The sequence below is a fragment of the Lyngbya sp. CCAP 1446/10 genome (genome assembly GCF_026130175.1).
In the GTDB taxonomy this organism is placed as follows: domain Bacteria; phylum Cyanobacteriota; class Cyanobacteriia; order Cyanobacteriales; family Microcoleaceae; genus Microcoleus.
The window spans coordinates 17,389-30,205 of record NZ_JAIGNI010000033.1 but is presented as its reverse complement, the minus strand read 5'-3'; the positions used below and the strand labels follow the sequence as shown (position 1 = coordinate 30,205).

Annotated in this window: 10 protein-coding genes; 2 read left to right on the top strand and 8 right to left on the bottom strand. The window is 44.1% G+C overall.

Annotated features, from left to right (window positions below; genetic code table 11):
- The first annotated feature begins 162 nt into the window (after positions 1-162).
- Together K4039_RS15350 and K4039_RS15345 are read left to right on the top strand one after the other, a co-directional pair.
- On the top strand, positions 163-486 hold the full coding sequence (locus tag K4039_RS15350; protein WP_265236234.1) for a hypothetical protein: 324 nt from the start codon (positions 163-165) through the stop codon (positions 484-486).
- A gap of 129 nt (positions 487-615) precedes the next feature.
- Positions 616-3,192, top strand: a complete 2,577-nt coding sequence (locus K4039_RS15345; RefSeq protein ID WP_265236232.1) for a PAS domain S-box protein — start codon at positions 616-618, stop codon at positions 3,190-3,192.
- A 115-nt stretch (positions 3,193-3,307) separates the two neighbouring features.
- On the opposite strand, the gene K4039_RS15340 is transcribed toward K4039_RS15345, so the two are convergent.
- The 8 genes from K4039_RS15340 to K4039_RS15305 form a co-directional block, all read right to left on the bottom strand.
- Positions 3,308-3,769 (bottom strand): VOC family protein, encoded by a 462-nt coding sequence (locus tag K4039_RS15340; RefSeq protein ID WP_265236230.1) that lies wholly within the window; start codon positions 3,767-3,769, stop codon positions 3,308-3,310.
- 523 nt (positions 3,770-4,292) lie between these two features.
- The gene (locus K4039_RS15335) at positions 4,293-4,778 is read right to left on the bottom strand and encodes a glutathione peroxidase (RefSeq protein ID WP_265236228.1); all 486 of its coding nucleotides are present in this window, start codon (positions 4,776-4,778) and stop codon (positions 4,293-4,295) included.
- A gap of 159 nt (positions 4,779-4,937) precedes the next feature.
- Positions 4,938-5,837: a YsnF/AvaK domain-containing protein gene (locus K4039_RS15330; protein ID WP_265236226.1), complete on the bottom strand. Its 900-nt coding sequence runs from the start codon at positions 5,835-5,837 to the stop codon at positions 4,938-4,940.
- 362 nt (positions 5,838-6,199) lie between these two features.
- Complete coding sequence (locus tag K4039_RS15325) at positions 6,200-7,054, bottom strand: DUF2382 domain-containing protein (RefSeq protein ID WP_265236225.1); 855 nt, start codon at positions 7,052-7,054, stop codon at positions 6,200-6,202.
- Between the two features lie 324 nt (positions 7,055-7,378).
- Positions 7,379-7,885 carry a DUF1499 domain-containing protein gene (locus tag K4039_RS15320; protein ID WP_375339809.1) on the bottom strand — a complete coding sequence of 169 codons (507 nt, stop codon included), beginning with the start codon at positions 7,883-7,885 and terminating at the stop codon, positions 7,379-7,381.
- A gap of 175 nt (positions 7,886-8,060) precedes the next feature.
- A complete protein-coding gene (locus tag K4039_RS15315; protein ID WP_265236222.1) occupies positions 8,061-9,725 on the bottom strand; it encodes an adenylate/guanylate cyclase domain-containing protein in 1,665 nt (554 codons plus the stop codon).
- Complete coding sequence (locus K4039_RS15310) at positions 9,700-12,273, bottom strand: response regulator (protein ID WP_265236220.1); 2,574 nt, start codon at positions 12,271-12,273, stop codon at positions 9,700-9,702. The genes K4039_RS15315 and K4039_RS15310 overlap by 26 nt, the downstream gene beginning before the upstream one ends.
- Positions 12,270-12,665, bottom strand: a complete 396-nt coding sequence (locus K4039_RS15305) for a response regulator (RefSeq protein ID WP_265236218.1) — start codon at positions 12,663-12,665, stop codon at positions 12,270-12,272. The genes K4039_RS15310 and K4039_RS15305 overlap by 4 nt, the downstream gene beginning before the upstream one ends.
- Between the last annotated feature and the right edge of the window lie 152 nt (positions 12,666-12,817).

The window sequence follows — 12,817 nt, the reverse complement described above, 5'->3', positions numbered from 1 at the left end:
GGGTTGCTTGCAGAAAGGCAATTGGGTAAAAGTAATGCTATGGTCGGGAACCAGTAGAAGGCAAAAGTTAACAGGAAATCAGGAATTATCAAAGGTCTCTGGACGCAGAAACACAATTCTGCTTTTTACCTTCAAACTGCTGCCTCTACTGGCGAGATAGCAATGCCGCCTTCATCAGCGCGCAAGTTCTCAGAATCAAAGGAGTGCATCTACATGATTAAACCTTGCAGTCAACCGCTAAAAATAAATCCTTTCACTTGTCATCGCGATCCCGCTACAGGCAGGTGGATTGTAGTTCCAACAGTTCAGAATGCTTGCGAAACAGACTCTACTTTTAAAGCAAAAGCCGAAGGCGAAAACGAGGGTAAAGTAGAAACGATTCTTTCTGCTTCGCCTACGATTTCGCTGCCGAAAAAAACCCTTTCCTTCTCCTTACTTCCGTTTAAAAAGCTTGGTAAAAAATCTGTTGTAACTTTCAGCAGGTAGCTATTGCAGGGGTCTAATCTAGTTTCCACGGTTAGTCCCCAGTTATTGCCAAACAAAAAAATGAACTTATCCCTAGCCTAAATTGCCAAAAAGCGATATACTGCCAACAAACTTTATCCTTCAATATCCGTGAAGTATTTGCTCGATCGCTTCATCGAACTTACATGGACAGACCGACCGATTCGCCAGCGGGGAACAGTCATCGTTGCTATCCCCGTGATTTGTCTGTTTGCTTCACTTATAGCAATTGTAGGTATCCGCGATATTACCCTAAAAATCAGACAGCGAGCAGATACTAATAGGGAAATACTTCAGGAAACTAACCGCTCGTTAACACTGGCGGTGGATGCGGAAACGGGCATTCGAGGTTACGGGTTGACGAATCGCCGCGATTTTCTAGAACCCTACTTAAAAGCAAAGAAAAGTTTGCCTCCGCTGCTGGCTAAAATCAAAGTTATGGTTCGAGAAAATAAACTGCAAGCTCAGCCATTTGAAGAAATCAAAAAAAGTAGCGAACAGCAAATAACTTTCTTGCAAAATACTTTGAATAAGCTCGACAGTTCTGCCATAAAAGTACAGTCACCGGAAATAATTCAGGTGTTTGCTCAAGGCAAATTGAAGATGGATAAGCTGCGCGCACAAATTAATGCGTTTCTTGATGTCGGCGAAGCCCAGCAGAAAGCTTTAGATCGGCAAAGACGAGAGTTGATAGATTTAACTAATTTCGTACAAGTTGCTGGTTTGGTTTTCGGCTGTTTAGGTGCAGGGGCTTCCTGGTATTTATTTGATAGTTTAGAGCAGGAATTGAGGAAGCGGCAAGCAGGCTTGGAGGAAAGTAAAACTCGGATTCAAGCTGTGGTAGATAATGCGGCTGACGGGATTATTACTTTGGACGAAGGGGGAAATATTGAGTCTTTTAATGCGGCCGCAGAACGGATTTTTGGCGCTCAAGCCGATCGCACAATTGGCTCGAACCTACGCAGGCTGATAGCTCAACCACAGCCGTACAACACCGCGGGGGATTACTCGATAGAATATTTTATGTTAAATCCCGATGCTAAGCTGAAGACTTACCAGCAAGAAACAGTTGGACTTCACAGGGACGGAACCAAGTTTCCGATGGAGTTGGCCCTCAGCGAGATGCGTCTGGCAAATCAACACTTGTTTATTGCGATTTGCCGCGATGCTAGAGGACGAAAACAAGCTGAGGAAACTCTGCGCAAGCAAGCGCAAATGCTGGATTTGGCGAACGATACGATCGCGGTACTCGACTTGAACGGGACGATTTCTTATTGGAATTTGGGCGCGAAGTGGCTCTACGGATGGCGGAAGTCGCAAGCAATCGGAAAAAATATTCACGAGCTTTTGCAAACAGAATGGAAGCAGCCTTTGGAGGAAATTCAAAAAGTATTTTTCGAGCGGGGTTCTTGGCAAGGGGAACTGGTGCGTACCAAGAAAGACGGCACAAAAATAATGGTGGCAAGCCGGTGGACTTTGCAGTACGACGATCAAGATCAACCCGTGGCTATTTTGGAAATTAGCAACGATATTAGCGATCGCAAACGCTCAGAAATTGCTTTAGCCGAAAGCGCACAGCGGTTTCGAGATACCTTTGAACAAGCCGCAGTCGGCATGGCTCAAGCGAGTGTGGATGGCAAGTTGCTGTTAGTCAATCAAAAACTTTGCGAAATTTTGGGCTACAGTCGCCCAGAATTGGTTGAGAAAAGATTTCAGCAGATTACTTGGCCCGGAGATTTAGCAAGCGAACAGGAACTTTTGCGCCAATTGTTAGCAGGAGAAATTGAAAATTTCTCTCTGGAAAAGCGCTACATCCGCAACGACGGAGAGTTGGTTTGGGCAAACTTGACGGTTTCGCTGCTGCGAGAACAAAATGGCAGTCAATTTCTGATGAGTGTGGTAGAAGATATTAGGGAACGCAAACAAGCTGAAGAAGCGCTCAAGTTGCGCGCTGAAGAATTGAATTGGATGGCGCAGTCGCTGGCTAAGACGACGAGTGTTTTGAGAAAGCGGAATCAAGAATTAGACCAGTTTGCTTATGTAGTTTCTCACGATTTGAAAGCGCCACTCAGGGCGATCGCAAATCTCAGCAGTTGGATAGAAGAAGACCTCAGCGAGTCGATGACAGAGGATACTCTGCACCAAATGAACCTGCTGCGCGGCAGAGTTCACAGGATGGAAGCTTTGATTGAGGGACTGCTGCAATATTCCCGCGTCGGACGCATTCAAGTGCCTTCAGAAATGGTAAAAGTTGAGAAGTTATTAGCAGAAGTTATTGATTCGTTGGCGCCGCCGTCGGGATTTGAGGTGAAAATTGAACCGGGAATGCCAACTTTTGTGACTGAAAGATTGCCGTTGCAGCAGGTTTTTGCTAATTTAATTAGCAACGCTATCAAGCACAATAGAAGTGAATCCGGTTACGTAAACATATCGGTTAAAGACTTTGACGATTTTTACGAGTTTGCTGTGGCGGATGACGGGCAGGGGATTGCTGCTCAATATCATGATAAAGTTTTTGTGATTTTTCAGACTTTGGAAGCTCGTGATAAAGTTGAAAATACTGGCATTGGTTTGTCGCTGGTGAAGAAGATTGTTGAAGGTCAAGGGGGCAGTATTTCCATAGAATCAGCCGAAGGTGAGGGAGCAACTTTTCGGTTTACTTGGCCAAAGCAATCTGTTAGCAAATAAGATATAGCCTTTCTCAGAAAGATCAGGTACGCTTCCAACATAGGGCATAGCGCACCGCGAAGCCGATCGTAAATGTGTGGTGATCCGTGCGCACCGAAAGTCCGATAGCGCCTGTTTAAACGGCATCGCAGCGGATTTCGATGATAAATCCATCAGGATCGTAAAAGTAAATGCCGCGTCCTGTAGCGCGCGTGACGGGGCCACTGTCGATCGCAATTTGATTAGACTTTAGCACTTCCAGAGCGCGATCGAACAAATCGCGATCGATATCAAAAGCCAAGTGGTTAGCGCGAGTAAAAGCCTTCTGGGGATCTGGGTTTGGCGGTTCCAAATCTGGCTGCCAAAATAGGTCAATCACAGTCCCGTCTGGAGTGATGAAATTAGCGACTTTACCAGCGGCGACCATTTCTGTTAAACTTGCGGGAATTTCCGCACCTGTGAGTTCCTGCAAGCCGAGAATTGTACCGTAGAAGTGGCGGGAAGCATTCATATCGCGCACGTTTAAAGCGATATGGTGAACGCGGCGCAAGTTCCCCGGCGCGAGGACAATTTTGACGGTGCTTTCGGTAGTTTGCATGATTGTCAATTGCGAGTGTTAAAATTGAATGCTGTTAAGCTATTCTGCATTTAAATTATATGTCAAAAAACAATCAAACTCTTGTGGTACGTTGCTCTGAGCATCGCCCCGAATATATAATTTAAATGTGCAACAGCTTAGTGAGGACATTAGCTAAATTATGATTATTTGTCATTAGGGAACGATGCCATACCTACAAATAGCATTGCTAGCCCGCCTCCCAGAATCGCGAACGCCAATAAACCCACAGCTAAATCTAATCCCGATGTATTTTCCATTAAATTAAACCATTCTCCAATTAAATCTAATCATCGGTATTTGTTAATTGCTGATTGCTTGTCAACAATGGTGAAGAGAAGTAGGTGCCATCTTATAGCATCGGCTAATCTTGTAGAGTGCGAATTTCGCACCGAAAAAGTCAAGCGATGCCGAAGCGATGGGGGGTAAAAGTCAATCGGTGCGTAGTGTACACCCTTCTTCCTTCTTCCTTCTTCCTTCCTTCTTCCTTCTTCCTTCTTATTTCTTATTTTGCCAATTCTTTGTCAATCGCAGCGATCAATTCTGCCGAATCTGGGCCCACGCTGCTGCCGAATCTGGCAACTACTTCACCCTGTTTGCTAACTAAGAATTTTTCAAAATTCCAGGAAACCTCACCCTTGGGATCGACTGCACTCGTCAGCTTAGCGTACAGCGGGTGCTGCTGACTGCCTTTAGCGTGTACTTTGTCAAATAATTCAAAGCTGACACCGTATTTTGTAGTACAGAAATTGACGATTTCTGCGTTACTTCCTGGTTCTTGACCTCCGAAGTCGTTGCAGGGAAATCCTAAAACGCTGAGTCCCGCAGCGCTGTACTTCTGGCTCAATTCTTCGAGTCCTTTGTATTGAGGTGTATAGCCGCATTTGGAAGCTACGTTAACTATCAAGAGTACCTGGCCAGCGTACTCTCCTAGCTGCTTGTCTGCGCCTGCGATCGTTTTTACTTTAATGTCGGAGATGGTGCTGGGCATTTTCAAATACTTCTAAATTTGACCACCACAATTTTACTGCAATTTGGTACATATTTGTCGATGTGTCGATCGCTCAAAATTTCAAGATGTTTATAGTGAGGACTAAACTCCTCATAAATATCTCAGGACTTTAGTCCTCACTACAAACTAATGTGATTGTTAATTTTGGTCATCTGAGTGGCTTTCCGTCATCCATTTTTGGTAAGTTTCTTCCAGTTGCTTGTTCTCTAGAACGAGTTCTATGCGGACTTTGACGCAACCGTGGCGGGGTTGAGAGGCGATCGCATTTAAGATTTTGCTAGCTTTCTGCACAGAGGTATATTCCGCCTTAACTGTCGGTTCCTGGCGATCGCTCTTAGTCTCCGTCAAGTCTATACCGGTAATGTGTCCCTCGCCCAAATCTATTTCTGCCAACACCTTCGGATCATCGCCCACTTGTTCGACAATCAGCTTTTCCCACTGGATAGGCACTTGTACCATCCGAGTTTCAATTTCTTTGCGGACAATGACTTCGCCGACTTTACGCTTGCTGCGATTGATCACCAATCGTTCTTCTAGCAAGCGAATTACATCTTGATCGACAATATCAAAGTCTTCCTCGCGCTCATCTGTCTCTAAATGTTCATTTGGGCGATCGGTATCTGTGAGATTTGACATAACTGTTGAGGGATTAGTTGACTCGCTGTTGCTGACTTCACCAAGCTGTTCTGAGGGATTTTCCCAAGACTGAGGCTCGGCATTTGCCGAAATCACCGGCAGCCGATCGACTTGCTCCGAATTAATAATTAAAAACAGCGCTTTTTGGTGATAATCAACTTTTTTTAGCAGCTTAATACTTACTAAAAAAATCTTATAATTTTCGCTACCTAGCCCTGATACCACAAAATTTAGCTGACCGCTAGCATCAAAATAGACATCTTTTATTTTGCCTACCAAGTGACCTTGGCTGTCTTTGACTGTAAAACTTTTTAGCTTAGTTCTGACTTTTTCCGGCACTCGGTTGAGATGGGTAATTGATTTTGCCATTGCTATTTTTTCGGCTGATGCTTGACCGTTCATTTTTTAAACTTTCCTGCTAATGGATTTTTATTATGAATTGGTAATGGCGAATTGGTAAAGGCGGGGAAAGTGCATAAAATTTGCCAAAACCCGACAATTTTCGTACTCCACCCGCCGTTATATAGGAATACGATTCAGTTAAGAAAGATGCCCCCTAGCCCCCCTAAAAAAGGGGGGGACAAGAATCTGATCAAAGTCCCCCGACTATCCGGGGGATTTAGGGGTATCTCCGGGAAATAAACACTGTTAACCCAAGCGTATTGCGTTATCTAGGAATTGCGCGATCGCACAACTCAAACCTCTGCGGTGACAGAATTGTGTGATGAATGCGCAATTCCTATTCAAGACTTGCTGCGGTTGGTTTAGATAGTTTTATTATCTACAACCGGAGTGCCATCGGTGTTAATGTCTAATTCTTCACGGCGCAAGGTTTCTTCGCCCTCAACCGTGCTGCGGACAACTTCTTTTCTGATGTTGACTTCTTCGCGCACGAAGGCTTCTTTGTGAATGTCGGCCGTTTCTTCGTAGACTTCCATGCGTGCAACTTCCCCTGATTGGAAATCAGCTTCACCGACTGAAACTACTCGACCCGCTTCTACGGGCGTTACTCGCTCGATTACGACTCGTTCTTTTTCAATGGGTACTGAAGCTCGTGCTGTTTCTGTTTCCACGCGCTTACCAACTGCTACGGAGCCGGTTTTGGCGCGGTTTTTGTTGGCAATCAAGCGTTCTTCATAAAGCTTGAAATTTTGGTGGTTCTGTTCGTTGGTTTCGTAGAGGGGGCGATCGATATCGTAGCTGTAGCTGCTGCGATCGTAGCTAGCAGGAGCTGCTGTGATTGCTGCTGATGTGCCTTGATTGCGGTAAACGCTTCTTACTTCTTCTTCGCGATCGTAATCTACGGGTTCTAATTCATTGTAAGCCGGCAATAGTTCTGCTTGCTCTTTGCTGCGAAGGCCTGTGGCGTGGACGCGATTGGCTGCGTAGTCGAAGCGGGCCGAGCCGATCGGCAGCAACACTTTTTTACCAAAAATCCAAATACCGGTATCAACTACCAGATAGCGGAAACGACCCGTTTCATCAACCAAAGCGTCATAAACAGTACCTACTTTTTCGTCAGATTCGCCGGCATAAACATCAAATCCCTTGATGTCGTCTCCAGCAAAAATTTCATCCTTATAATTGGGTTCAAAATCTGCAATTCTTTGAAGTGCCATGTTTTTATCCTCGTTGCTCTACTTAAATTAATAGTAGAAATTAATGGCTTAACTTCCCTCTCCCTAAAGTCTGAAGTGTTTAATTTAGGGTGTTTAATACTATAGGAATACAGCGCGGTGTCGGTGTTGACGCACTCAGCAATTCAGAACCCGATCGAGAAGACCGGGCGGTTGAAACCGCTTCTGGACAAACAAAACCCACTCCAAGCGGGTTAAAGACTGGGCGGTTTAAATTACGTTATTTTCTTTAGTCCACGGAGGTGGACTACCGTTCAAGAAGGCTAACACGTTTGTTTAGAGGCGGTTTCAACCGTACCTCCTATCTTAAAGTTGAGTTCTGAGAGTCTCTATCCTTTTGCGGTTGACTCCTAAATCTGACTCTCCCAGACGCGAAGCCGATCGCACATGAATCACCTTTGCCCCATCATCTACCAAAAATTCTACGTCATCAACAAACCCCATCAAACCACTCGTGAACTCCGCATAGAGGTAATTATCAGTTGCGGTGATAATCTTAGTTTTTGCAGAGGACTCGATCACCCCTTTGAGCTTAGCCATTGCCTCAGCAGGCGACGAAGTGTATGCCAAAGGCTCGATTTGGTGTTCGGCATCTTGACTGAAGCTGCTGACGCAGTTGGGGGAAGCAGGGCACGCGGCGAGTTTTCCTGACACAATGCCGATATTGGCAGGTCTTTTTCCAGCAAACATGGTTTTTTCTCCGGGAAGTGCGATAAAAATAGCGATCGACAGTACCGCTACCGCTATCAGTGATATTAAAATAACAAGGACTCTTTTCAATGCTGTCGGCGATTTTGTTTCAACTGTCTGCAAAGGATTAGCCCTCCTAAAAGTGCAAATTGGATCTAATTTTAATATTAATTGAAATTGACATCAAAAAATTAAAAACATTTATCATAAAGAATTGGTTTAAAGCCGGAACCCTGATCGGGATCAATTGAAATCAGACTATTCATTACTGCAATCCTAGGACTTCTTTTATCAACTGTCAACTGTCAACTGAATGAATTTGTTCTTCAATCAACCAGTAAGTCAGCATTGTTCCTTTACCTTTAACCGCAATTTGACCACGATCTTCAAAAACAAACTGCTCTTTCAAACGCTCGTAAGTCTGTGCAGTCACTTGAATTTTACCCGGCAATCCGTTCGACTCCATCCGCGAAGCAACATTCACAGTATCCCCCCACAAATCATAACTAAATTTGCTAATTCCAATAATTCCCGCCACCACCGAACCGCTGTGAATTCCGATCCGCAATTGAAAACTTTCTCCAATTTTGAGATTAAACTTTCTCAAAGCTACCTGCATCTCCAAAGCCAAAAGTGCGATCGCCTCAGAGTGATCCTCCCGCGCCGTCGGCAAACCCCCAACCACCATATAAGCATCCCCAATCGTCTTAATTTTTTCCAACCCGTGCAACTCAGACAACATATCGAACTCCGAGAAAATCCCATTCAAAATTTCTACCAACTGCGTCGGACTTTTGTGAGCAGAAAACTCTGTAAAACCCACCAAATCAGCAAACAATACCGTCACCTCATCAAAATGATCCGCGATCAACTTTTGCTCTTTTTGCAAGCGCTCAGCAATAGGTTTCGGTAAAATATTCAGCAGCAATTTCTCTGTTTGCTCTTGCTGCAACTTCAGCGCCGCCTCAGCTTGTTTCCGCTGAATCATCGAACCGAGCTGCGTAGCAACCGCACTCACCAATTCCAACAAGCGCGGCTGGCTTTTCAGAACTTTCTCGCGATAAAAAATCAAAATAGCTAACACTTGGTTGTCCGCCAAAATTGGCAAACCAAAAGCTGCTTTCAATCCCACATTCACCGCAATTTCCGATCGCAAAAAAACCTGATATGGTGCAATAGAAATATCCTCAATCCATTCAGACTGATGCGACTGCCAAATCCTCCCCGGCAGTCCCACACCAGCAGGAAAAGTTAACTGCCAACTTGTCTCTCGGAATTGGGCAAAAATCGAGTCGCTGACATACCTGCCTTTAGCGCATCTTAAAACGCCGTCACTGCAAGGAATCCAAGCTTCGCCCAGATTCCATTCAATAGTTTGGCAAATTAAACCTAAAATCACATCTATAGCCGACTCAAAATCCTCAGATTTGCTAATAGCTTGAGTGGCCTGTAGGAGCAATCTTGTTTCCATTTCAACCTGACGGCGTTCGGCAATTTCCTGGTGCAACTGAACATTTTGATCTGTCAACTTTTGATTTTTTTGTTGCAATTGCATTTGCAAGGAACGCACAGTAAGTTGATTGCTCACTCGCGCCAATACTTCTTTCACCTGAAAAGGTTTTGTGATATAATCTGCTCCGCCCACTTCAAAAGCTTGTGCCTTATTTATTCCTTCTTCTAGCGCGCTCAGAAAAATGATGGGAATTCCCCTAAATTGCGGTTGTGATTTCAATTGTTTACAGAGTTCGTAACCGTTAAAATCCGGCATCATAATATCGAGCAAAATCAAATCTGGCGCGCTCGATTGAATCGCATCTAGGGCAGAAAAACCATTAGTAACAGGTCGAACTTTATAGCCATTGTTCTGCAATATTTTAATCAACAAACGCAGATTATCTGGCGTGTCGTCAACTACTAAAATATCTGCTTGATAGTTTTCAGTTTGTTCCGCCTTCATATCCACGATCTGATTCCTCCGCCTCGGCAATTAAATTGAGAATTTTCTGGTAATCAAAATTATCGAGATGACCCTGGAGGATTTCGACAAATTCAGGATGAGCATCCCTTAGTTCTTCGATTGTCCTGGCAATTAAGTCAAAATCAGCACTGCGGATTACCTGCCTAATATTATCTATCCATTCTGCGGGCAGTGTGGGTAAATAAGCAAGCGCAGCATTAGATGTGGAATCAGATAGATGATGCCGATCGCCCGTTGGGATAAAATCAGTTGAGTCAGAGTATAGATACTTCACCCCCAAATGTTTGTTAAGGGTATCAAATATATCATTTTTGCGGAAAGGTTTGCTAACAAAATCGTCGCAGCCGACCAATAAAGCAAACGATCGCCTGCCTTCAATTGTACTAGCTGTCAAAGCAACAATCTTCGGAATCGGGGATTCTTGATGGGAAATACTCATTTCCCAGTTTCCTTGCTGCTCTTGCTCTCTCTGCTGTATTCTGGCCTTAATTTCTTTAGTAGCTTCGTAGCCGTCCATCACTGGCATTCGCACATCCATCAAAATTAAGTGCGGGTGCCAATTTTCCCACATTTCTACTGCTTCGCGGCCGTTGGCAGCTTGTTGCAGCTTAAAACCCAAAGGAGAAAGCATTTTGACTAAAAGTTCGCGGTTGTCTTCGCGATCGTCCACAATTAAAATCCGGTAGCACGGTTGATTTGGTTCCAACCCAGCAACTTCGCGGTTAATTTCCGGGGCTGGAATATCAGCAGTACCAACCGCACAGACTGGGATTTCAATTTTAAAAGTAGTGCCTAGTTCCAGTTGACTTTCTACCACAATTTCTCCTCCCATCAGGCGGACAAATTGACGGCTGATCGTCAATCCTAAACCCGTGCCTTTCTGAGTTTTTTGACCAGAAGCTGTTTGCACAAATGCCTGAAAAACATTGCCCAATTCTTCAGGAGCAATGCCAACTCCTGTATCTTCTATTTCAATCCGAAGGAAAACAATCAGATCCCGATCAGAATTATCAACATCTTCTCTCAATTCAATAGTTGCAGAATCACCTCTATCGATCGCAAAGTCCCTAATACTTTTTGTGGTATCAAAACACACTGTTGGATTCGCCAGTAAATCAACAATTTCCGAACTCTTTAATTTTACAACTCTTAATATAATCGTGCCTGTCTGCGTAAATTTAATCGCATTACTGAGGAGATTGATCAGCACTTGCCGCAGTTTAACATCATCGGTTCGCACGTACTGGGGAACGTCATCCTCACGCTGGAAAAGCAACTGCAATTCTTGATTTTTTGCCCGCAATAAAAACATATCTTGCAAGTCGTCCAGCAAATGGTAGAGATCGAAGTTTTTCGGATCGACAATCATCCGCCCAGCTTCGATTTTTGACAAGTCTAAGACTTCATTGATCAGGGTGAGCAAGTGTTCGCCACTGCGGCGAATTATTCTCAGATTTTCTCTGTTTTCGACAGTAAGATTGGGGCTGCCTTCCATGATTTGTGCAAACCCCAGTATGGAATTGAGAGGAGTCCGCAACTCGTGGCTCATATTTGCCAGAAACGTGCTTTTAGCTTTGTTTGCAGATTCAGCAGCTAAGGCGGATTGTTGCAGTTGTTCTGTACGTTCGTCAATTTGGGTTTCTAAGGTGTGCTGGTAATCTGCTAGTATTTTTTCGGCTTGTTTGCGATCGCTAATATCTTGAAAAGCTGCGATCGCATAAACAATATTTCCGCTCTCGTCAAAAATCGGCGTAGTATTGATCTCGATCGCAATTATTTTGTCATCTTGACGGATTTCTACATCGTCAACCTTGACAAAATCTCCTTTCAGTGCACGCAAAATTGGCAGATTATCCGGCGGGTAAAGCTGATCAGTATTGGCAACATACAGTTGATAAGTTGCAGCTAATTGTTCCGCTGTGCTTTCCGGGATCGTGTCTGCACCCAGCAAATCGCGCGCTGTCTGGTTGAAATAGGCGATCGAGCCGTCGGGATTGTAAACAGATACCCCCACTGGCAAAGCTGCTAAAAATTGCTTCAGGCGGCTTTCACTCGCCGACAGAGCCACATTTGCTAGCTTCAACTCCTCGTTTACCTCTTGCCTCTTCAGGATTTCATCTGTTAACTTTTGGTCTTGCAAGTAACTGTGAATTGCTTCTACCACAGTTAATTTTAAGTCTTCATTTTGCCAAGGTTTAGGGATATAACGGTACAATTTAGCATACTTGATAGCATTGCTCAGAGCTTCCAAATCTGCTTGCCCCGTCAGCATAATCGTCAGCGTATCCGGCGAGCTTTCGTGAATTCTTCTGAGCAGTTCATCCCCTTTAATATCCGGCATGATATAATCGGAAAGCACCAAAGCAATCTCGTATTCATCTGCCTGCAAATCTGCCAGCAACTCTAAAGCATCTTCCCCTCCTTCAGCCGTTTCAATAATACACTGATCGCCGATCGCCTTTTTCAGTTCAATCTTTAAACTGTTCAAAACATCAGGTTCGTCATCAATACACACAATCACAGGTTTTTTCATAATAACTTTGCCAGCCCAGATTTGATCGTCTCTATTAACTGTTTGCTATTCCACGGTTTGTACAAACAGCAATATAAATCAGCTTCTTGTACTGCCCGCTCGACTGCCGCTGCATCCGCTTGTCCGGTCAACATCACCTTAATAATTTTAGGATATTTTTGGTGAACTCTAATTAAAAGTTCATCACCTTTAATTCCCGGCATCAGCCAATCAGAAACAATCACAATCACCTCAGCTTCTTCTTCAAAATCCTCAAGCAAATCTAAAGCTTCATCACCACTTTCAGCTAATTCATAAAAGTAATCATCTTTAAATTCATTTTTGAGCTGCATCTTGAGAGTCTTCAAGATATCGGGTTCATCGTCAACGCAAAGAATTACAGGCTTATTCATCTTTTCCTCTCTGCTTGAATTTTAGTGGGTTTACCGACATGACTTGCTCCTCTGTGATTGATTTCGGGCGAGGATGCACGATATCTGCCCCGTATCTTATTTTAAGAGGACTTCCGAAAAGAAACCCGGTTTATCGCAATAAATCTTGTCTT

Coding starts and splice junctions, on each gene's coding strand:
- K4039_RS15350 (WP_265236234.1), top strand. CDS start 163: ATGCCGCCTTCATCAGCGCGCAAGTTCTCAGAATCAAAGGAGTGCATC.
- K4039_RS15340 (WP_265236230.1), bottom strand. CDS start 3,769: ATGCAAACTACCGAAAGCACCGTCAAAATTGTCCTCGCGCCGGGGAAC.
- K4039_RS15335 (WP_265236228.1), bottom strand. CDS start 4,778: ATGCCCAGCACCATCTCCGACATTAAAGTAAAAACGATCGCAGGCGCA.
- K4039_RS15330 (WP_265236226.1), bottom strand. CDS start 5,837: ATGAACGGTCAAGCATCAGCCGAAAAAATAGCAATGGCAAAATCAATT.
- K4039_RS15325 (WP_265236225.1), bottom strand. CDS start 7,054: ATGGCACTTCAAAGAATTGCAGATTTTGAACCCAATTATAAGGATGAA.
- K4039_RS15310 (WP_265236220.1), bottom strand. CDS start 12,273: ATGAAAAAACCTGTGATTGTGTGTATTGATGACGAACCTGATGTTTTG.
- K4039_RS15305 (WP_265236218.1), bottom strand. CDS start 12,665: ATGAATAAGCCTGTAATTCTTTGCGTTGACGATGAACCCGATATCTTG.